Source organism: Paraburkholderia sp. XV, from assembly GCF_020177535.1.
Lineage (GTDB): Bacteria > Pseudomonadota > Gammaproteobacteria > Burkholderiales > Burkholderiaceae > Paraburkholderia > Paraburkholderia caribensis.
Window position 1 is genome coordinate 1 of sequence record NZ_JAGUUD010000009.1, and the last position, 21,299, is coordinate 21,299.

Here is a 21,299-nt window from a genome sequence, read left to right on the forward strand (position 1 = left end):
CCGCCCCGCACAGGGGCGACGCGTGAAGCGAGCTAACGCATCGCGGATGCCAGCGAAAACGCAAAAACACCGAAGGGCGTAGCCCGCGCCACGAAGGCACAACCCGGCTGCCAGCGCAAAATCCGAAACACCAAACGGCATACCCCGCGCCACGAAGGCCAAAACCGCTAAAAGCCAGAGAACGAAAAAGACCACCAGCAATGAAACCCACCTCAATCCTCCGGGCACTGCTAGCGCTAGCAGCAACACTTCTAACATCAGCCTGCACCCCGACCATCATCCACCACACCACGTACTACACAGACACGTCGCGCACAGCGCAATTCCAGGACACCCGCATCCGTTTCCTCGTGATGCACTACACCGAGATCGACGAAAAGCAATCGCTAGACGTCCTGACCCACGAACAGGTCAGCGCGCACTACGTAATCCCCGATCATCCACAAGAAAAAAACGGTGAACCCATCATCTGGCAACTGGTGCCGGAATCACAACGCGCCTGGCACGCAGGCCTCAGTTCCTGGCAAGGCACCACAGAACTGAACGCCGCCTCGATCGGCATCGAAAACGTCAACCTCGGACCCGTCGACACCCCGCAGGGCCGCACCTGGCAACCCTATCCGCCGGAACAGGTGAACGCGATGATCCGCCTGGCAAAAGACATCGTCACGCGATACAACATTCCGCCGACGCGCATCGTCGGCCACAGCGACATCGCGCCCCAACGCAAGATCGATCCAGGCCCGCTGTTCCCGTGGAAGCAACTCTACGATGCAGGCGTCGGCGCATGGCCCGACGATGCCACCGTCGCAAAAGAACTCGCAGGCCGCGATCCGCATGCGCCCACGGACGTCCGCGCGCTCCAGCAAAAGCTCGCACGCTATGGCTATGAAGTCGCGACGGACGGCGTGCTCGACGACCGGACGCGCCGCGTGTTCGCCGCGTTCCAGATGCATTTCCGTCCCGCCGATTACTCCGGGAACCCCGATGCTCAAACCGATGCGATCGCGCAGGCACTACTCGACAAGTACACGCAGACCGCCGCCCCAGAACCGGCGCGGCCCGCGCCATGAAAGTACGGCTCAGGTGCACGCATCCAGATGCGCAATAAATCCGGCTGCGCGCCGCGACTCCGGTAAACTTGCAGTTTTCCGCCTGCCCTGGCATTTCCCATCATGACTCAAGACGAACTCAAGCAACTGGTCGGCCAAGCCGCCGCCGACTACGTGATCGCAAACGTGCCCGAAGGCGCCATCATCGGCGTCGGCACCGGCTCGACGGCGAACTGCTTCATCGACGCGCTCGCCGCGCACAAGTCGCGCTATCGCGGCGCGGTGTCCAGCTCGGTCGCGACGACGGCGCGCCTGCAATCGCACGGCATCCAGGTGTTCGATCTGAACGACATCGAATCGCTGCCCGTCTACGTCGACGGCGCCGATGAAATCGATCACAGCGGCGCGATGATCAAGGGCGGCGGCGGCGCGCTCACGCGCGAGAAAATCGTCGCGTCGGTGTCGGAGAAGTTCGTCTGCATCGCGGACGCGAGCAAGGTCGTCGACGTGCTCGGCCAGTTTCCGCTCCCCATCGAAGTCGTGCCGATGGCGCGCACGGCGATCGGCCGCCGCGTGACGGCGATGGGCGGCGTGCCCGTCGTGCGCGTGACGAAGGACGGCTCGCCGTACATCACCGACAACGGCAACGAAATCCTCGACGTCAAGGGCCTGCGCATCAGCGATCCGCGCACGGTCGAAGCGCATATCAACGCATGGCCGGGTGTCGTGACCGTGGGCCTGTTCGCCACGCGCGGCGCGGATCTCTGCCTGCTCGGCACGGCCAACGGCGTCGAGACGATCGACTACCCGAATCGCTGACACCGGCAGCCCTCGCGTCGTGCCGTCGTGCTGACGGCGCGGCGCGACGCCAGGACGGCCCGCAGGGCTGCTCCGTACTCTCCCTTCCAATGCAAGCGGTCCACGCCCGACAGCTGGGCCGCGTCCATCCCGTCACGCTTGCGTCGCACTGAATCGGCAGCGGTATTCCAGACGCGCGGCGAGGTGAGCGACGACAGCATGGCGCGAAACGTATCTCGCCACATTCCCCATCCGGGTATACGCGCGCATGCTTCGACGTGCGTCGGATCTCGCGCAAGTCGTTAAGATTGCCAATCGAAAGCGTCGCGGACGCGTCGGCCAAAGAGCGCGCGCGTTCCTGGGTGCATCGCGAATGGATCGTAGTGAGCCTGAACGCAAGCATATGTACGCTCGCGCACACTGCGTGCGTGCGCCCCGGCTGACTGACGATCAATAGACGTGGCTTGCGCCTTCGCGCGGCGCTCTGCGAGTGCTTTTCGAACACGGCGAAGCACCGCAGCCGCGTGAACTGTCTGGCAAAACGGCGACGTCGGACACACCACTCGCGCTCGCCGCGTGTCTCGTCGAATCGCAGAGTCGCAGAACATTTTTCTCGATCTCGACAATCACCCCGCAGCGATTTCAACCCTTCACACACGCGTTGCGTGCGCTCTCGCACGCAACGCGCAATGTTGTTGCCGCATCCAATCGGGTTGCAGAAGGCGCATCCGACGATCGCGAATCGTTGGTGGGATTGCGCACGGAATCACTTTTTCCATCCCCGTACCTTATCGATGTGATTTACGCATTGCCTGCCTGCTTCGACGGCGGACGGCGATATCACAGGGGACCGCGCAAAGTGGGCGGCACGCGAAAGCAAAAGCGGGTACGTGCGGCGGCAAACGGGCATAGCAAGGTTGCTGCCGGATACGACGGCTTTCGCAGTGCGAGCGACGACTGGGCGAACAGCGGCGGCTAAACATCAACCATTGAACACGCGACGCAGTGGGGTAGGAATATGTCCGAGCTGGTGCATCGTGCGATCGATATCGCGCTAATCGTGCTGGGCGCTTTCGGCGCACTGCACTTGAACCTGAACTTCAACGTGGCGGCAGTGGGTCCTGCACATCAGCTCGACCCCACGCTCGTCGCGTTCGTCGCGGCACTCGCGTTATCGGTGTTTCCAGCGTGTGGAACCTATCCGCCGCGAGGGCGGCATCCCGTCGCGAGCGTCGCCGGCCGCACGGCATTTGCATGGCTCGCCGTGCAACTCTGCGGGCTTGCCTTGCTCTACGCCATTCATCGCGACAACCTGATTTCCATGCCGTGGTTCATCTACTGGACGCTCACCACGGGCATTTCGCTGCTCGCCTCGCATACGCTCTTCTTTGCGGAATTCAGCGTGGCCCGTCAGGCCACCGCATGGCTCAGGCGCGAGGACGCCGACCACGATCCCGTCGAAACCGAGCCGCATAAGGGCTCGGTCAGGCATGCCGTCAAGCGGGTCTTCGACGTCACGGTCGGCCTGACGATGATCCTGGCGCTGCTGCCCTTGCTCGTGCTGATTGCGCTGGTCGTGAAGCTGGACGGCGGCCCGTCGATATACGGCCATACCCGCGTGGGCCGCAACGGCGAAAAGTTTCGCTGCCTCAAGTTCCGCTCGATGGTGGTCAATTCGCAGCAGGTGCTCGAAGAGCTGCTCGCGAACGATCCCGTGGCGCGCGCCGAGTGGGAGCGCGAGTTCAAGCTGAAGAACGACGTGCGCGTGACGCGCATCGGCCACTTCCTGCGCCGCTCCAGCCTCGACGAACTGCCGCAGCTATGGAACGTCGTGCGCGGCGAAATGAGCCTGGTCGGCCCGCGTCCGATCGTTGCCCAGGAACTGGAGCGCTACGGCGCCAACAGCAAGTACTACCTGATGGCGACGCCGGGCATCACGGGTCTCTGGCAGGTGAGCGGGCGCTGCGAAACCGACTACGCCACGCGCGTGTCGCTCGACGTCACCTACGTGAAGAACTGGTCGCTGCATAGCGACATCGGCATTCTCTTCAAGACGATCCTGGTCGTCATCAAGGGGAATGGCGCTTACTGACTTTGCAGTCTGAACGCCGCCCGCGGCAACACGGGCAGGGCATGTGCGAGAGGGCATCGCCAAGGCATCGTGGAACGAGTAGCACCGGGCCCGTATCTGCTGCGCACGGTACGCAGCGGGACAGCCAACACGCAACAGGGGGTTAGACCATGCAACTCAAGCGAGTTTGCGAAAACTGGAAGACACAGGCGCGCACCGCGCGCCTGTGCTCGTGGTGGCGAACGGTTCGCGCGCGTGCGAGGCTCGACCTTGCACGCGCAATCCGTCTGGTCGCATCCGGATGGGCAGCGCCCGCAGCCGCGGCTGTGCTGCTGTCGGGATGCGCGCTGTCGCCGGGGATGACATTCAGAGGTATGCCTTCGGGCAACGCCGTTGGGGCGGCGGGTGCCGCGCAGGCCGCGGCAGGCCGCGCAGGTTCGCAGGATGCGACGGGCAGTGATGGCGCACCCGCGGGCTCGCTCGTCGAAATCACCGATGACCTGGTCGCGAAGCAGCAAGAGGAACGGCCAACAGGCGTGTCGGCCGATGTGCGTAACCTGTTCGCAAAGGCGGAGCCTTATGTGATCGGGCCGGGCGACGTCCTCAGCATCGTCGTGTGGGACCACCCGGAACTCAGCATGCCGGCGGCAACGACGGGAGGCGGACCGAGCACGTCGGGCGCCCCTGCCGTCGCGCCGGGCTATACGGTCGATACGAATGGCTTCATCCAGTATGCCTATATCGGGCCCATCAAGGTGCAGGGGCTCTCGGAAATGGGTGTGAGGGACATGCTCACCGCCAGGCTGGCCCGCTACGTCAGGCAGCCGCAGATGACGGTGCGCGTCGAGACTTACCGTAGCAAGCGTGTCTATCTCGACGGCGAAGTGAAAACGCCGGGCGTGCAGGTGCTCAACGACGTGGCGATGACGCTTCCCGAAGCGATCAACCGGGCAGGCGGTTTTACCGACAAGTCGGATCGATCGAAAGTGTCGCTGACGCGCGGCGACGAGACGGTGCTCGTCGATATGCCGGACATGATCCGCAACAACGTGAACCCGGACCGGATCATCCTGCGCGATGGCGACCTGGTCCGTGTTTACGCGCAGAACGACAGCAAGGTCTTTGTGATTGGTGAAGTCCAGCGTCCCGGCGGGCTGCCGTTCAACAACGGGCGCATGACGTTGAACCAGGCGCTGGGCGACGCGGGCGGCATCAGCCAGACTTCCGGCGACGCGTCGCAGGTATACGTCGTGCGTGGCCGCGAGGTGAGCAAGCGCGTGGTCTACCACCTCGACGCGACCTCGGCATCCGCGATGGCAACGGCCGATTCGTTTGAACTCAAGCCGAACGATGTCGTGTTCGTCGACGCTTCCTCGCTCGTGAAGTGGAGCCGCGTCATTGGTCTGATCCTGCCGGCCACCCAGGCGGCGTCGGCGACCCGGGCACTCGGCTACTGATAGTTGTATATCCATGCACGTGCCCGGCGCGCTCGCGGGCACCGACGGAGAGATAGATTGAAACAACGTGAATATCTGCTAGAGGGGTCGGTCGACGACGGCGTACTGCCGCCGGAGGGCGGGTATGTCGGCAAGCTTCTCGACACCCTGTATGAAGGCCGCAAGACCATTGTCATCATCGCGTCGCTCTTTACGCTCGTGGGCCTCGTCTACGCGATGCTCGCGCGCCCTGTCTATCAGGCCGACATGCTCATCCACGTGGAGGATAGCGATGGCGCCGCGAAAAACGCACTAGCCGATGTGTCGTCGATGTTCGCGGTGAAGACCGCGGCCTCGGCGGAGATCGAAGTGCTGCGCTCGCGGATGGTCGTCTCGCGTGCTGTCGAAGCCACGCAGCTTTATATCAACGCGTCGCCGCGCTATTTCCCGGTGGTGGGCCGATGGATCGCGACGCATCTGAACGTGTCGAGCTGGTCGGGCCGTGGCGGCTACGCTTGGGGCGACGAGGCGATCACCGTGGCGCGCTTCGACGTGCCCGACCGGATGCACGGGGCGAAATTCATCGTCACGCTGAAAGGCAACGGCGAGTACGCGCTTGTGCACAATGGCATGGACCTGCCAGGCCGGGTCGGCGAGACGCTGCACGTCGAGGTGCCGGGCGGCGCGATCGACCTGCTGGTGAGCGCAATCGACGGACGCCCCGGCGTCACCTTCGAGCTGTCACGCTCGTCCTCGCTTGCAGCGACCCTCGGTCTGCAAAGCAGGCTGATGATCTCCGAGAAGGGCAAGGAGTCGTCGGTGATCGGCGCGGCACTGGAAGGCGACGACCCGGTGAAGACGAGCGTGATCCTGAATGCGATCGGCAACGAGTACATGCGGCAGAAAGTGCAGCGCACGCAGGAAGAAGCCGAGAAGTCGATCGCGTTCCTCAACCAGCAATTGCCGGAGTTGAAGGCGAAGCTGGAGCAGGCCGAAGAAGAATACAACCAGTTCCGTTCGGAGCACGGTGCGGTCGATCTGGGCGCGGAAGCCTCTGCCTTGCTGCAGAGCTCGGCGCAGGCGCAAAACCGCATCGCCGAGTTGCGGCAGCAGCGCGCCCAGCTCGACGCGCGCTACATGCCCGACAACCCCGCACTGATTGCGACGAACGGGCAACTGGAGGAGGCCGAGAAGGCGCTGGCCGAGCTGGCCGCGCAGACCAAGCGGCTGCCGCCCCTCGAGCAGAGCGTGCTGCGGCTGCAACGCGAAGTCCAGGTCGACACGAACATCTACACGAACCTGTTGAACACCAAGGAGCAGTTGCGTCTGGCCAAGGCGGGCAAAATCTCGAATGCACGTCTGATCGACAGTGCTGCCGTGCCGGAGGGCCCGATCCGGCCCAAGCGCGCGCTGATCGTGGTGGCGGGTTCGCTCACGGGTCTGTTCGTCGGCGCGGGGCTCGTGCTGTTCAAGCGCAGGATGAATAGCGGCATCGCAATGGTCGACGAAATCGAGGCAGGCGCAGGTCTGCACGTCTATGCTTCCGTGCCGCGCAGCCGCGTGCAGCAAACGCTCACGCGCCGCCTGCCGGAGGGCGTGCCGGGCACATGCAGCGTGCTGGCGTGCACGGCGTCGTTCGACGCCGCCGTCGAGAGCCTGCGCAGCTTCCGCGGCGCGCTGGAGTTCGCGTTGCGCGATGCGCCCAATCATGTCGTCCTGCTCGCCGGTCCGACGCCGATGGTCGGCAAGTCGTTCGTGTCGGTCAATCTGGCGGCGCTGCTGGGCGCGTCGGGCCAGCGTGTGCTGCTGATCGACACGGATCTGCGGCGCGGCACGCTGAACGCGAGTGTAGGCGTGCGTTCGAGCCCGGGCATCACGGACATCATGCAGGGCATGCACTACGAGAGCGCGGTGCATCGGCAGATCATGCCCGGCGTCGACTTCGTCGCGAACGGCGGCTACGTGGCCAATGCGAGCGAGCTGCTTCGGCATAGCCGCTTCAGGCGCTTTGTCGAATGGGCGGACAGGGAGTACGACGTCGTGCTGATGGACGCGCCGCCCATCCTGCCCGTCGCCGATTCAGGCATCGTCGCGAATCTCGCGGGCATGGTGTTCCTGGTCGCGCGCCAGGGGGTGACAAGCGTGTCGGAACTGCGCGAATCGGTGCGCCGCTTCGAACAGATCGGCGTGCCCGTGCGCGGTGTCGTCTTTAACGACATGACCTCGCGGCCCGGCAAGTACGGCAGCGAATATGCCGCCTATGGCTACGCGAGCTACAGCAATGCGGGTGGCGACGCGGGTAACGCGAGCAACGCTAGCTGAACGCATGACGGCCGTCACGGCTGTCATGCGCGATTACGACGATGATCGATGCCTGCGCGTTCGTGAAGGCATCGACTCGATAACGATCGACGACAGATCGATATAGCCCGCACGTCAGATCATCACGAGCTTGCGCGAGCGCATCGCGCGGGTGTCAAAGAAGAACCTCGAAGCACTTCCGTTTGCAACCAGTCCTGGCCTGTGCCCGTGCGAAACAGCGCACCGGCTGCTTCGTCGGCTGTTTCGTCGGCTGTTTCGTCATTTCCGCGACGTGCGCACGGCGGCCATCGGGTTCTCGCTGACTCGATCGAATCACTCTGCAGCGTCGCATTCCGCACGCCTCGCATTGACTTCACTCGACCAGGGAACGGGCGCTAACGACGTTGCCTTGCATGCTTCGCGCTCCGACGCGCTATCTGAAGATTCTCTCGACGCGCTTCTTCGAAAAGCCGCGGCGTCAATTTTCTCAACCCGCTTCGACAGTCGCAGGAACACCACGCTGGATTGTGCGCAACGATCGGATAGCGCGGGTTTTACGGCTTAGCGCGCGTCGCGGTTGACTGGCACGTTGCGCGCGGGGACGTCGTCGGCGGCGATGAGTTCGTGGTTCAGGCCCGCCAGTCTGGAGCCGCGCAACCGTACCGCCGGCACGGATTGCAGCAGCCGGCGCGCGCTTCTGTGCAGCGGCCTGTCGACGAACCAGTAGAGCGCGGCGCCTACGGCTGTCGCCATGACGATGATGATGACCACGCCGACGGGCGAAGTGGCGTCGAGACCGTCGGTCCCCAGCAGTTTGCGCAAGGCTTCGACACAGTAGGGATGGCTCAGATAGATGGCATAACTGGCATCGCCTACGAATAGCGCCCCTTTCGTCAACGGGCCTGAACCTATCTTCGATTCGAGACTCAGGCTACTGGCGACCAGCAGGAAAGCCGGAATGCCGAAATAAAGCAGGTGCGCACGCGACAGTTCGTGCCAGTTCACGTACGCCATCCATACATAGGCGGTGATCGCGATGCCGCCGGCAAGCGCAGGCTTGATCCGCACGCCGCGCTTCCACAGCTTGTAGACCACGAAGCCGAGCGGGAACTCGAAGATGCGCTGATAGGAATAGAACTCGGCAAACGCGTCGCGGGAACCCGATGCAGTCGCAGCGCAAAAAATCACGAAGATCAACGCTGACGTGAACAGCAGCCGGTGGCGACGCATCAGGATCAGCGAGATGGCGGCGACCACGTAGAACATCATTTCGTAGTTCAGCGTCCAGCCGACGAACAACATCGGGAAGATCAGGCCGCTTTCCTTGCGATACGGAACGAAAAACAGCGACATCAGCAGGTTGCCGAAGTCGGCTGTCGTCGAGTTGAATAGCCAGGGCGCGATGAGGGTGCCCGCCAGTACCACGAACGTCAGCACCCAGTAGAGCGGTACGATCCGCGCAATGCGATCCGCGAGGAAGCGCTGCGCGGTGAGGTGAGGGCTGTCCAGCACGAGCGCGATGACGAAGCCGCTCAGCACGAAGAAAATGTCGACGCCGAATTCGCCGAGCGTGTGTCCGGTCGGCGCCATGATGTGATAGAAGATGACCGTGATGGCCGCAACGCCGCGCAGCACGGTTAGAGACTGGAGCTTGTTCATGTCTGGGGCGCGATCTGCGCGTTCGCCAATGCGGGCCGGAGCGAATGCTCCGCGTTGCCGCGGTTATTCTGACATTACAAAGCTGCAAGCGAGTGCGCAGTTTTGTGTGTGACCGTACGCAACCCATCAATTGGCACAGCGGATTCGCACACTGACGCCACCCGGTCTATCTGATCCCGACATTCCTGCTCGCGCGCCCGAAACCTTGGCGTGTCCGAACTCCCGGTCGTCGGCTAGCGCTCGGCTTCTCTCCCAGAACTCCACTCGCTTCATGCAGTGTTTCCCGGTAACGCATCAATGCGGGCTCAATAGGCGGGGATGTTAGTCAACGCACGTTTTGCCGACAGGCGGGGTAGTAGCCTGAATGCGTCGTCGCTGCGTGCAATGAGAGCGCATGCATGCATCGAGGAAATTGCCGTCACGCTCACCTGGAAATCTCATGAAGAAAGTGCTGAAAGCCATTCTGATGCATAGCTTCATCGGCGCCTGGCTCGGAAAAATTCCGGGCTTGCCCCGGCTGTACGCGAGGACCATCTGGTGCCAGCAGATGAATAATTTCCTCGGCCTTTACGGCAGCTTCGAGGATGCCGAGCGCGCTGCGACGGATTTCAACAAGGTTGGCTGGAACGACGAAGGCATCGCGAAAATTCTCGTCAACGAGAAGCCGGAAGAAGCCGCACCGCAAGTTTTTCAGACATCGCAGTTTGCCGTATTGCTCTGGTTGACCAAGCTGCTGAAGTCAGGCAATGCGATCCTCGACGTCGGCGGCGCCGGCGGGGTCTTCTATGAAATCTGCATGCGCTACGGCCTTCTGTCTTCGCCCATGCGCTGGCACGTCGTCGACGTCCCGGCGATGGTGAAGCGCGGCATCGCCCGCCATCAACAGCTGAAATCGCCGATGATCAGTTTCGGCACGGAGCTCGTGGAAGCGCCGTCGTCCAACATCATGCTGATGCTGGGCGTCATGCAATACCTGCCCGATCCGCTCGGCGAGAAAGGGCCAGGCATTCTCGAAAACGTGAAGACTCTGCCGTCCCACATCCTCATCAACAAAGTGCCGCTGATGGACGACGGCGAAGTCTGGACGATACAGAATCACGTGACGAGTGCGATGCCGTATCGGCTCTTCAGCCGCCGGAAGTTCATGGACTATTTCGAAGCGCATGGATATCGTCTGCGCGACAGATGGACGGTGCCGGAACTGAGCGTGGATATCCCGTTTCATCCGGAACGAGCCGTGCCGTTTCTCGAAGGCGTCCACTTCGAGCGTTATCCCGTATCGGCAACAGCATAGAAGAGAACAATGGGGAAGAGCGACTGGCGCTCGAACGGACGGCGGCGGTTAGCACAGGCTGCGCGGTGGGAAAGCCAGTATCCCTGTTGTTGTCTCATAGAAGTGCATTCGCATTGTTTCTCTAACCTGTGAAGGTGTTCCATGTCTGTGCCGAGCGATGCCACTGTGTTGACTGAAACAGCACACCAGTTGCCCTTCGACGACAAGATTCTTCAGGTGTCCAGGAGCGAATTCAAAAGCAATTTCAATCTGCATTCGTTCAAATTCGAACATACGTTGCATCAAAGCGGTTTGTTCGAAATTCCTAGAATCGTTGAGCTCGCCAGGCGGGTTATCGACCGCCATTCGAACCGCGATTTCAGTGCCCTCAACTTCAAGCGTGCCTCGATCGATGCAAAGTTCACTGCCATGCCGCAGAGCGAGCGGCTGGCCGAGACGGTTTCCCGTCTGGGTGAAATGGGCACATGGATCAAGCTGAGCCGCGCGCAGGATTACGACCCCGCGTATGCCGAAGTGCTGGACAGCATTACGTCCGAACTTGAGGACTTGTCCGGCTTGCCGCTGCGCCGCGACATCACCTGGGCAACGATGACGCTGTTCCTCGCCTCGCCGAATATATCGACACCGTTCCATATCGATCACGAAACCAACTTCCTCTTCCAGGTGCAGGGCTCGAAGGACGTGTGCCTCTTCCCGGCGAGCGATCGCGAGCTGGTGCCGGATCGCGAGGTCGAACGCTTCTACAACGGTAATGCCGAAGCTGCGCTCTATCGTCAGGAAATGCAGGATCGCGGGACGGTCTACAGGCTCGAGCCGGGACATGTGGTGCATCACCCGCCATTGGCGCCGCACTGGGTCAAGAACGACGACAACATTTCGGTGAGTGTGAGCATCGGCTACTGCATGAAGTCTCTCGAGGAACGCGCCAGGGTTTATCAGGCGAACTACATTCTGCGCAAGATGGGTCTGACGCCGTTGCCGCCCGGGCTTTCATCCTTGCGCGACAGTGTCAAGAGAACGCTCATCGCGACGCTGGAGCACCGCGATCCAAAGACCTATTCGGAAGTCGTCTTCGAGCCGATGAACCGGTTGAAAACACCGCTGAATGCGGTGCGGCGGCTGGTCAAGCGCTGAAGAGGCTTGCAGACTTCGAATCACGAGGACGGCAGGTCCGCCGCACGCAGGTCCGTCATGAGCTGCAAATCGTGGGCACAGCAGGCGAGCCAATGCGCGCGCTGCTCGTGCCCACATTCGCGTTGCTGCCGCGCAAGTCTCCCTAAGGGAAACAGATGCCACGCACGCTCACGTTCCCGGGGTATCCGCGAGCGTGACTTCGAGCAGGATGACGTGGTCGGGTACATCAACGGGGAGTTGGCGCAGGTCGCGCTGGCTTGCGATCGGCTCCGCCGAAACGAGCGGATCGTACACGTCGACACGGCGAGCTGTCGCACCGAAATCGACGTTGACGCGAACTGGCGGCATGATGACGGGTGTTCCCTTCGCGCGGTCCCAGATCTGCGATTCGTTCCATAGCACGAGCACGAAGCGGCCGTCCTTTTTCTGCAGCAGCAGACTGTTTGCCGATGGAGGCATGTCAGACAGCGTGTACGGGAGCGTGCTGCGCGCCGCGTCTTTTGCACGGGGCGTCGTGCTGGCTTTGAGGATCGTCGTGAGATTGCGAACCGCGTGGGCCACCGGCTTGGGGCTGTTATCGAAGCGGAACATCCCGAAGTGCATTTCGCCGCTCTTGTTCTGCGGATCGGACTTTTCGTCGAGCAGTTCGTAGACATAGATCCGCTTTACGCCCGCTGCCGCCGAGTCCATATAGCCGTTGAGAATGGCTTTGGCCTGGGTCGCCTCGTCGACGCCGATCATGTACCAGCCCGATTGAGGCATCGAGAAGTAGCCGAATTCGGTGATGACGATCGGCAGATTGAATTTCTTGACGCTGTAAATGGCCGCCGGTATCCAGCTGCCGCCGGGCGAGTTATAGGTGGGCTGATTGCCGTTCTGCGGGTACGCGTGCTGATTCGCGTAATCGGCGGAACCGGCACGCGTCTCGACTGTTCTGGTGTCGAAGCCGGTGAGATCGTAGACGGGGACGCCCGCGAGTTCCTTCGTGCCGCGTACGCGCGCATAAATCTCGCGCTGCGCGGCGAGTCCGGCCGCCGCGCCCGTCAGGCCGCGGTAGGGGATGGGAAAGTTGTCGATCTCGTTGAAGCCTTCAATGGCCGCGATACTGCCTGGCACTTCGGTATTCAGCTTCGCGGCCAGCTCGATCGACTCCGCAATGTTCGAGCGCACCAGGAAATTGAACCTGACGCCGTGTTGCGCGAGATAGGCATAGGCCCCGAACGGTGCGCTTGGGCCGGGCGTATAGTCGCGCACGTGACGGATGCCGAGCCAAGTCATGTTGTCGGCCACGTTGCGCACATTCGCATACGCGCCATCGGTGTAGTTGACGTGGGTGACGACACCGAGCGTGTCGATGAAGGCGTCGACAGGCATGGCCCGCACGGGATCGGCGGCATACACGGCCGATGCCCATGCAAGCACGCAGAGACTCGTAGCGAGGCTCTCGACGGCGCGCGCGCCGAATCGCCGGTGCGGTTTCGCCCGGCTTGCGCGGCGCGAACCGTGAGAGGCCGACTGGCTGGCAGGCAGGGTAGGGAGGCTTGCTACGGGATGCTTCACGGCGTATTCCTCGCGTGCGACGGTCGCGTGCTCCGGGCGTTTCGCCCCATGCCGGTATCGTCGATGGGCTTGCCTCGGTAGGAGGCGCGTGCAGCGATCATTCTGATGCGTTGCGGCATCCCTGGTGTGTGCGACGGCGAACGGATACCTGTTCGGCGCGACATCGGATTTCGCTTGCATTGCAAAGGGCGCCGTCCGTAGATAAATACGGCACTCGCATTGCGCGCGAATTGGCGTGCCATGAGCGACGGCGAACATTCGCGGCAGGGGACATCGGACACACTTCAAGCCATATAACTAGTAAGGCGTGGCTTGTCGAATCCGGTCGTGTGTCGCGGTGATTTCGCGCACGGATGACGACCGGTCATGAGCGACACCTCGGACCCTGTCGATGACACACGTGCATACCCCCAACCTGTTGATCAATGGCCGCTTCCTTGGCCGACGTGCGACGGGTGTCGATCGTTTTGCATTCGAGACCATCCGGGCGCTCGATCAACTGATCGAGCTGCGCGATCCGCTTGTCGCCGGATTGCAGGTCGAGATCATCGTGCCCGAAGCACTGACCGCCTTGCCGAATCCGTTTCTGCACGTCGGGCTGCGAGCCAGTGGGAAAGGCGGCGGTGTGCGTTGGGAGCAACTCGCGCTACCGCAGGCTGCGCGCGGTCGCCTGCTGCTCAACCTGTGCAACTCGGGACCGCTGATGTACCGCCGTCAGGTGACGGTCCTGCACGACGCGGCGCCCACGCGCGTGCCCGACAGCTACAGCCGGTCGTTTGTCGCCTGGTATCGCCTGATGGCGCCGCGCCTTGGCCGGGTATCGAAACGTGTCATTACCGTTTCGGAATTCTCGCGGCGCGAACTGTGTGACGCTTACCGGATTCCGGTTGGCAAGATCGGCGTGGTGTCGGAGAGCGGCGAGCACATGTTGCGCGTGCAAGAGGACGAAGGGACCGTGGCACCCACGCTGAATGGGCGTCCGTTCGTGCTTGCCGTCGGCAGCCTCAACCGGCACAAGAACTTTCAGCTCGTGGCCGAGGCTGCGCGCCTTATCGACGATGCGCAGTTCGACATCGTGGTGGTGGGCGGCGGCGATCCGCGCGTCTACGGGGCGGGCAAGGACGCGTTGCCCGCCTTTGTGAAGCACCTCGGCTACGTGAGCGATGGCGAACTGGCCGCGCTTTACCGGCGGGCCGCGTGCTTTGTCTATCCATCGCGCTACGAGGGCTTCGGGCTGCCGCCCGTCGAAGCGCTGGCACTGGGCTGTCCCGTCATCGCGTCGAGATTGCCCGCCGTACAGGAAGCCTGCGGCGATGCCGTGCTCTACACGTCGCCTGACGATCCCGCAGAACTGGCGCGCCTGCTCGAACGGATCACCGCCGACGCCGCGTTGCGTGCAAGCCTGCGCGAGCGAGGCCGCACACGGACGGAAGAACTGACCTGGCGCGCGACGGCTGCCAGGTTGATCGAGGAGATTTCGCCGTGGCTAATGTAACGCTTGCCCCAACCCCTGCTAACGACATACGTCGCTTTGGCCGCGTAGCGCTCGTGCATGACTGGCTCGCTGCGTATGCGGGCTCGGAAAAGGTGGTCGAGCAGATTCTTCAACTGTTCCCACACGCCGATCTTTACAGCGTCGTCGATTTTTTTCCTGAGGCGCAGCGCGACGTGCTGGGCGGCAAACGCGCGCATACCTCGTTCATCCAGCATCTGCCGCGCGCGCGCAAATCGTTTCGCCACTATCTGCCGCTGATGCCGCTGGCTATCGAGCAGTTCGACCTGTCCGGCTACGATCTGGTGATTTCGTCGAATCATGCGGTGGCCAAGGGCGTGCTGACGGGCCCGCATCAGGTCCACGTGAGCTACGTGCACTCGCCGATTCGCTACGCGTGGGATCTGCAGCATCAATATCTGGCCGAGGCGGGCATGCAGCGCGGCATGAAGAGCTGGATCGTGCGTCTGCTGCTTCATTACATGCGTATCTGGGATCACCGCACCGCGCATGGCGTGGATGCCTTTGTCGCCAATTCGGCCTTCGTGGGCCGGCGCATTCGCAAGGCCTACGGCAGCGACGCCACGGTGGTCTATCCGCCCGTCGATGTCGAACGCTTCGAACTCAGTACGGAGCGCGAAGACTTTTATCTGATTGCCTCGCGCATGGTCCCGTACAAACGCATCCCGCTGATCATCGAGGCCTTCGCGGCGATGCCTTCGCGGCGCCTCGTGGTGATCGGCGACGGCACGGATTTCGCGCGCGCCAAGGCATGCGCGACGCCCAATGTGACGCTGCTCGGCTATCAGCCCGATGCGGCACTGGTGGACTACATGCAGCGTGCGCGCGCATTCGTCTTTGCCGCGGAAGAAGACTTCGGAATTTCGGTCGTGGAAGCACAGGCCTGCGGTACGCCCGTGATTGCGTTGGGCCGTGGCGGTGTGCGGGAAATCGTCATCGAATCACAGGATCCCGAACGGGCGACGGGGCTCTTTTTCAATGAACAGAGCGTGGCGTCCATCGTCGACGCGGTGGAGCGCTTCGAACAGTCGCCGCCGTTCCACGCGGAAGTGTGCCGCCGCAATGCGCTGCGCTTTACGAAGGAACGGTTCAAGCGCGAGTTCCTGGGTGTGGTGGAGCGCGCCGTCGAAGCCAGCAGAGTCCCCGCCGATCCGGCGCCGGAGATTCGCCGCTGGCGCTCTGCCTGAGCCGCGCAATACAGCAGTCCGCTCGCGTATGCGTGCGTGAATGGAGGGGGGAAGCAGTGCCGTCAATATACGGAGTCCTGGTCATCGTCATTGGGCTGCTGGTGCTCTATTCGTCATTTCGCGGTGCCATTTACGCGATGGCGGCATTTTCGCTGTTCGCCATGACGCTTGCGCTGAATTTGGGCGGCATCGGCATCATGCCGGCGCAGCTCTTTCTCATTTTCTTCGCGCTGAGGGCGTTCAATCTTGTCGGCGGAAAGGGGATCGGCGACGCGCTCTCGATGGAAAAGCCGGGTTTCTGGCTACTCTGTACCTGCGTGTGGGGTGTCGCAGGCGCCGTGATGCTGCCGCGTCTGCTGCAGGGCTCGACGCTCGTGTTCCCGGTCGACCGCAGTCTCACGGGTGCTGCGGTAGTGCAGCCGCTCGGCCCCGTTTCCGGCAATCTGTCGCAGGCGATCTACCTGATTGGCGATCTCGTGGTGTATGCCTGCATGTATGCGTTCCTCAAATATCGCGGTGCATACCGGGCGCTCGCGAACGGCATTTTCCTGCTCACAATTCTCGATGTGTCCGCGGGCGTGATCGATTTCGTCACCCATGCTGTCGGGCTGGATGTGATGTCGGTCATCAAGACGGCTCAATATGCCGATTTGAGCGGGGAAGAGTTGGGCGGCCTGGTGCGTATCACCGGCACGTTCGCAGAGACGTCTGCGTTTTCGAGTTTCACGCTGCCGCTGTTCGTCTTTTGCCTCAATCTCTGGCTGCTCGGCTATCGTCCGAAACTGGCGGGGGCGCTCGCGATTGCGACGGGAACACTGCTGCTGATGTCCACTTCGGGCACGGCCTATGTCGGGCTGGCAGCGTATATGTGCATACAGGTCATCAGTCGGCCCGGTCGCGTCGCGCCCGGCGCCGTCGAGCGCCAGCAGCGCATGTGGATCATCGCCGCCTGCGCGGGCGTGCTTGGCACCCTCTACGTCATCCTCTTCATGCCGAGCGTGGCGAAAGCGCTTGCCGACTTCGTCGACACCACCGTCATGAGCAAGGCGGATAGCTCATCCGGCATCGAGCGGATGAGCTGGAACACGCAGGGCGTGACCAACTTCCTCGAAACATACGGGATAGGCGTGGGTCTGGGCAGCATTCGCGCATCGAGCTTCCTCGTGGTGGTGCTGGCAAACCTGGGCGCCGTGGGCGTGATCTGCTACGGGATGTTCCTTGGCAAAACGCTGCTGTCGCCCGTGTCGACGCATTACCCGCTGACGGAACGGGCCGTCTGCCACGCGGCACGGCATGGCATGTTCGCGACCTTGATCGTTGCTTCTCTGGCGGCTGGGGTGTTCGAACTGGGCGCGACCTTCTACCTGTTTGCGGCCGCAGCGAGCGCGCTCTCGCAGCGTGCGCCCAGACGTGTCCCCAGGCGCGTGCCCAGGCGTCAGGGGTGGGCCGCGCGGCGCATTCAGGAATGAATGCCGGGTGTTGTTTCTTGCAGCCATGAGCCGTAGCGCAGGCAGTAGCGCAGGCTGCACGCGCTTCGGGGTTCAGGATGCGTGCATTTGCGTGGGGTAGGCAGCAGTGCTGCGTTTGCGGCATCGATAGCATGGTCCCCGAGATGCTCGCTGGCATGGCTTGCTCCGTTGGCACGGTTGGGGCGATTGAATCCCGCGCAAGACGGACTGCCGTTTTCCGGCTTCCAGAAAAGCATGCATTGGCCGACGAGGTGAATGTTGAATCCGACTGTCTGTCCGCAAGTAGCCCCGTCCGGGGAAATGAACCTGCCATCGTCAGCAAGGCAGGCAAAGGTCTGTCTGATCTTCGCCACACGCGGGCGCGCTGAAGTGCTTGAGCGTGTCGTCGCCCTCGCCGATTCGCAAACGGTGCAACCGGATCTGATCATCGTCTCCTGTGTATCGGACGAGGATGCCGGCAAGCTCGCAAGCCGGCCCGGATTGCTCGTGATCAAGGGCCAGCCCGGCCTTACCGTGCAACGCAATCATGCGTTGAAGCACGTGCCGGACGACTTCGATGTCGTGGTCCTGCTGGACGATGATTTCCTGATGCACAGCCGATGGATAGCGGAAGTGCTCAAGACCTTGGATAGCGATCCTGCTATTGCCGGCGTCACGGGAACGGTGCTCGCCGATGGCATTCACGGCCCGGGCTATTCCATTGAAGAAGGACAAGCGATCCTGGCACGGGCGACAGACATTCCGGATAGCTTGAGCGTCGTTTCGACGGGCGGCCCTTACGGATGCAACATGGCGTTTCGAGCCAGCAGCATTGCCGGACTCCGGTTCGATGAGCGTCTGGTTCTCTATGGCTGGCAGGAGGATCGCGACTTTGGCGGTCAGATCTGGAATCGCGGCGGTCGTGTCGTGCGCATCAACACTGCACTCGGCGTGCACCTGGGGGTCAAGCGTGGCAGGGTGTCCGGCCGCAAGCTCGGCTATTCGCAGGTGATCAATCCGCTCTATCTGGCAAGAAAGAAGACCATGCCCTTGCGCGCGGCGCTCGATCATGTTCTGCGCAATGTCGCGAGCAATATCGTGCGTAGCTTTGCGCCCGAGCCCTGGGTCGACCGCCGGGGGCGGCTGGGCGGCAATCTGATCGGCCTGTGGGACTTTGTGCGAGGCAGGCTCACGCCTGAGCGGGCGGCAAAACTTTGAACACAGCGAGGCGAAACTGCGTGTCCAGGACAATCGCGTTTAACGGCAAGTTCTTTGGCGCACCGCCAAGCGGTGTGCACAGGGTCGCCGAGCAACTCATTGCAGCAACGGATGACCTGATTGCAGAGCAGTCTGGCCATGCCGCAGACTACGCGCTTGTCGTCAGAAATCGCGTCAAGGTCCCGTCTTACCGAAAGATCATATGCGTTCAGGAGAGCCCGCTGGTTCGCCGGATACACCGGATAGTGTGGGAGCAATGCTATCTTCCCCTGGCTCGCAGAAAGGACTTCATTCTCAATCTCTGCAATCTCGGGCCGTTGTGTCATCGCGATTGCGCGACGCTGATACACGATGCCCAGGTCTATTCGGCGCCGGAGTCTTATTCGCTGGGTTTTCGGCTGTGGTACAAGTTGCTGTTCTTTTTTATCGGCAGACGCCACAAGCTCATCGTCACCGTGTCGGAGTTCTCGCGGAACGAGCTCGTGCGCTATGGCGTTGCCAGTGCCGACAAGATCGTGGTCGTACACAATGGCTGCGATCATGTTCTGCAGGTGCCACCCGACGAGGGGCAGCTCGCGACATTGAAACTCACACCAAGGCGCTTTGTCCTGGCGCTCGCCAACACGCAGAAGCACAAGAACATCGCCATTCTTCTCAAGGCTTTCGCGCAGCCTGAACTGAAGGACGTCACGCTCGTGCTGTTCGGCGGCGCGACGAAAGCCGAGTTCGAGAACCTCGGGCATGTCGTGCCGCCCAATGTGCGATTTGCCGGACGGATCACCGATTCGGAACTGGTGGGGTTGATGGCCAACGCCGGCGCGCTTGCGTTCCCGTCCCTGACGGAAGGGTTTGGTTTGCCGCCCCTGGAGGCGATGGCGCTTGGCTGTCCGGTGGTGGCCGCGCCGTCCGGCGCGCTTCCGGAAGTCTGCGGCAAGGCCGCGCTTTATGCGGACCCTTTAGATCCCAGCGCGTGGAGCCAAACGATTCGAACAGTGCTCGACGATGAAGCGGTGCGTCAATCTCTGGTATCGGCTGGGCGTCAGCAGGCCGACATCTTCACCTGGAAACAGGCGGCGCGAAACCTGTTCGAGGCCGTCAAAACCGTGGCGCCCGCTTGACGAGTCACAAGGCTGTTCCGAGGTGCGAGTGTGTGGTGGTTCGCTTCGCGCGCATAGACGGTGTGTGGCTTTTCGAACGGTCTCCCACACGGCGAGCCCGGTACATTGCGACAGGTGCATAAGTGGTGCGTCCTTTGCTATTTCGACGTCATGCGCGCTTCGCGATGGTGACGGGAATCGAAAGCCGCCCAGTCGAAGCATGGCGAAGCGCATAAAAGAATAGCTTTGTCAGATGTCCACGCCGGCGCGCTGGTTCGCGAACCGGTTTTGGAGGGCAGTGCAATGAAGAGATTGGACTCGGTGCAGGTGCTTCGCGCGGTCGCGGCCTTGCTGGTGGTGTTTTGCCACGCGGCGGCCGAGGTGGGCCACCATAGCCCACCCGCATCGCAACTGTGGCCGCTCATCAATATAAAGGGGTTGTTCGGCGTCGATATCTTCTTCGTCGTCAGCGGCTTCGTGATGATGTATATCATCTCGGGGCAACGCTCCGGAAGCACGACGGCCAGATGGTTCCTCGGCGATCGCATCGTGCGCGTGGTGCCGCTCTACTGGGCGGCAACGTTGATCTCGGTCGGCATCGGTCTCGCGCTACCCGCACTCAAGAACAAGAACTGCTACGAGGTAGCGTACGTCCTGCGCTCGCTATTCTTCGTGCCGTCCACGAACCCCATGACGGGTGCGCCAGAACCGGTGCTGGGGCTTGGCTGGACGCTGAACTTCGAAATGTTCTTCTATGCCGTCATTTCGCTGGTCCTGTTGCTCGGCATCCGGCGCGTTTATCTTGCCGTGGTGGGGATATTCGTGACGCTCGTCACGCTCGGTCTCTTGATGAAGCCCGAGTACCTCATCCTGAGAGGCTGGACTCATACGATCATTCTCGAGTTCGTGTTCGGCGTGATGTTCGCACAGTTGCGTCTGTCGGGATTCCGGATTGGCGCTCTTGCGCAGATCGCGCTGATCGCAGCGGGTGTGACAGGCTGGCTGCTTACGGGGCCATCCGCAGACGGTACATTCGACATGCGCGGCCTCATGTGGGGACCGCCTGCCGCGGCGATATTCGCGGGCGTCGTCATGGGCCGTCGCGATATCCAGTATCCGAAGCTGCTTCTGCTGATCGGCGATGCGTCGTATAGCCTGTATCTGACGCATCTCTTCATCATGCGCGCTTCGTCGCTGCTGGTCAGCCATGTGCCTGTGGGCCCTCTGCCGCGCGTCGTGCTGTTTTTCGCCATCTTCGTACCCTGCGCGGTGGGCTTTGCGATCCTGTCCTACCGCAAGTTCGAAATACCGACCATGCGTGTTGGCCGCCGGTTGCTGCGGGCGCGGCCCGACAAGGGAAGTGCTGCCGAGGGCGTTTCGGCAGGAACCCGGCAGGCGAGAACCTGAGAGAGGTCGGCGCACGAGGGGCGCAATGTTGGCGGGTGTGTTGAGCGGTACGAATGCGCGCGGTTCACCGACCCGCCGACCCGATAGAGCGTCCCTGAACAACCTGGAGAATCGCGCAGTTACG

At 62.2% G+C, this 21,299-nt stretch carries 15 protein-coding genes; 13 read left to right on the forward strand and 2 right to left on the reverse strand.

The genetic code is table 11. The annotated features are described in order from the left end of the window. The first annotated feature begins 200 nt into the window (after window positions 1–200). The 5 genes from KFO72_RS07150 to KFO72_RS07170 all read left to right on the forward strand — a co-directional run bounded on the left by KFO72_RS07150 (window position 201) and on the right by KFO72_RS07170 (window position 7,679). Window positions 201–1,073, forward strand: a complete 873-nt coding sequence (locus KFO72_RS07150; protein WP_225031741.1) for an N-acetylmuramoyl-L-alanine amidase — start codon at window positions 201–203, stop codon at window positions 1,071–1,073. Between the two features lie 102 nt (window positions 1,074–1,175). Beyond that, window positions 1,176–1,871, forward strand: coding sequence for a ribose-5-phosphate isomerase RpiA (rpiA, locus tag KFO72_RS07155; protein WP_176052688.1), 696 nt, complete (start codon window positions 1,176–1,178; stop codon window positions 1,869–1,871). Between the two features lie 997 nt (window positions 1,872–2,868). Continuing rightward, window positions 2,869–3,942, forward strand: coding sequence for a sugar transferase (locus KFO72_RS07160; RefSeq protein WP_054930308.1), 1,074 nt, complete (start codon window positions 2,869–2,871; stop codon window positions 3,940–3,942). Window positions 3,943–4,091: 149 nt separating this feature from the next. Further along, window positions 4,092–5,378 carry a polysaccharide biosynthesis/export family protein gene (locus KFO72_RS07165; protein ID WP_054930309.1) on the forward strand — a complete coding sequence of 429 codons (1,287 nt, stop codon included), beginning with the start codon at window positions 4,092–4,094 and terminating at the stop codon, window positions 5,376–5,378. A 57-nt stretch (window positions 5,379–5,435) separates the two neighbouring features. Then, on the forward strand, window positions 5,436–7,679 hold the full coding sequence (locus KFO72_RS07170; protein ID WP_054930310.1) for a GNVR domain-containing protein: 2,244 nt from the start codon (window positions 5,436–5,438) through the stop codon (window positions 7,677–7,679). Between the two features lie 540 nt (window positions 7,680–8,219). Here the strand turns inward: KFO72_RS07170 and KFO72_RS07175 are convergent. Then, entirely contained in the window at window positions 8,220–9,317 is a 1,098-nt protein-coding gene (locus KFO72_RS07175; RefSeq protein ID WP_054930311.1) for an acyltransferase family protein, read from the reverse strand. A 439-nt stretch (window positions 9,318–9,756) separates the two neighbouring features. Here KFO72_RS07175 and KFO72_RS07180 point away from each other — a divergent pair, with 439 nt between their 5' ends. After that, a complete protein-coding gene (locus KFO72_RS07180) occupies window positions 9,757–10,611 on the forward strand; it encodes a methyltransferase, TIGR04325 family (RefSeq protein WP_054930312.1) in 855 nt (284 codons plus the stop codon). 141 nt (window positions 10,612–10,752) lie between these two features. Further along, a complete protein-coding gene (locus tag KFO72_RS07185) occupies window positions 10,753–11,745 on the forward strand; it encodes a cupin-like domain-containing protein (protein WP_054930313.1) in 993 nt (330 codons plus the stop codon). Between the two features lie 168 nt (window positions 11,746–11,913). On the opposite strand, the gene KFO72_RS07190 is transcribed toward KFO72_RS07185, so the two are convergent. After that, window positions 11,914–13,305, reverse strand: coding sequence for a calcium-binding protein (locus KFO72_RS07190; RefSeq protein WP_225031742.1), 1,392 nt, complete (start codon window positions 13,303–13,305; stop codon window positions 11,914–11,916). Window positions 13,306–13,696: 391 nt separating this feature from the next. On the opposite strand from KFO72_RS07190, the gene KFO72_RS07195 reads away from it, so the two are divergent. The 6 genes from KFO72_RS07195 to KFO72_RS07220 all read left to right on the forward strand — a co-directional run bounded on the left by KFO72_RS07195 (window position 13,697) and on the right by KFO72_RS07220 (window position 21,175). Then, window positions 13,697–14,800, forward strand: coding sequence for a glycosyltransferase family 4 protein (locus tag KFO72_RS07195; RefSeq protein WP_054930314.1), 1,104 nt, complete (start codon window positions 13,697–13,699; stop codon window positions 14,798–14,800). Beyond that, window positions 14,788–16,005, forward strand: a complete 1,218-nt coding sequence (locus tag KFO72_RS07200; protein ID WP_062915438.1) for a glycosyltransferase family 4 protein — start codon at window positions 14,788–14,790, stop codon at window positions 16,003–16,005. The genes KFO72_RS07195 and KFO72_RS07200 overlap by 13 nt, the downstream gene beginning before the upstream one ends. Window positions 16,006–16,061: 56 nt before the next feature. Further along, window positions 16,062–17,474: a hypothetical protein gene (locus KFO72_RS07205; protein WP_224099573.1), complete on the forward strand. Its 1,413-nt coding sequence runs from the start codon at window positions 16,062–16,064 to the stop codon at window positions 17,472–17,474. Window positions 17,475–17,729: 255 nt separating this feature from the next. Next, complete coding sequence (locus KFO72_RS07210) at window positions 17,730–18,671, forward strand: glycosyltransferase family 2 protein (protein ID WP_224099574.1); 942 nt, start codon at window positions 17,730–17,732, stop codon at window positions 18,669–18,671. A 20-nt stretch (window positions 18,672–18,691) separates the two neighbouring features. Beyond that, window positions 18,692–19,789 carry a glycosyltransferase family 4 protein gene (locus KFO72_RS07215; RefSeq protein ID WP_225031743.1) on the forward strand — a complete coding sequence of 366 codons (1,098 nt, stop codon included), beginning with the start codon at window positions 18,692–18,694 and terminating at the stop codon, window positions 19,787–19,789. A 282-nt stretch (window positions 19,790–20,071) separates the two neighbouring features. Then, window positions 20,072–21,175, forward strand: coding sequence for an acyltransferase family protein (locus KFO72_RS07220; protein ID WP_054930319.1), 1,104 nt, complete (start codon window positions 20,072–20,074; stop codon window positions 21,173–21,175). The last annotated feature ends 124 nt before the right edge of the window (window positions 21,176–21,299 follow it).

Bases quoted from the DNA above. Each gene is read 5' to 3' on its own strand.
- rpiA (WP_176052688.1), top strand. From the start codon at position 1,176: ATGACTCAAGACGAACTCAAGCAACTGGTCGGCCAAGCCGCCGCCGAC.
- KFO72_RS07220 (WP_054930319.1), top strand. From the start codon at position 20,072: ATGAAGAGATTGGACTCGGTGCAGGTGCTTCGCGCGGTCGCGGCCTTG.
- KFO72_RS07185 (WP_054930313.1), top strand. From the start codon at position 10,753: ATGTCTGTGCCGAGCGATGCCACTGTGTTGACTGAAACAGCACACCAG.
- KFO72_RS07210 (WP_224099574.1), top strand. From the start codon at position 17,730: ATGTTGAATCCGACTGTCTGTCCGCAAGTAGCCCCGTCCGGGGAAATG.
- KFO72_RS07195 (WP_054930314.1), top strand. From the start codon at position 13,697: ATGACACACGTGCATACCCCCAACCTGTTGATCAATGGCCGCTTCCTT.
- KFO72_RS07165 (WP_054930309.1), top strand. From the start codon at position 4,092: ATGCAACTCAAGCGAGTTTGCGAAAACTGGAAGACACAGGCGCGCACC.
- KFO72_RS07180 (WP_054930312.1), top strand. From the start codon at position 9,757: ATGAAGAAAGTGCTGAAAGCCATTCTGATGCATAGCTTCATCGGCGCC.
- KFO72_RS07150 (WP_225031741.1), top strand. From the start codon at position 201: ATGAAACCCACCTCAATCCTCCGGGCACTGCTAGCGCTAGCAGCAACA.
- KFO72_RS07175 (WP_054930311.1), bottom strand. From the start codon at position 9,317: ATGAACAAGCTCCAGTCTCTAACCGTGCTGCGCGGCGTTGCGGCCATC.
- KFO72_RS07160 (WP_054930308.1), top strand. From the start codon at position 2,869: ATGTCCGAGCTGGTGCATCGTGCGATCGATATCGCGCTAATCGTGCTG.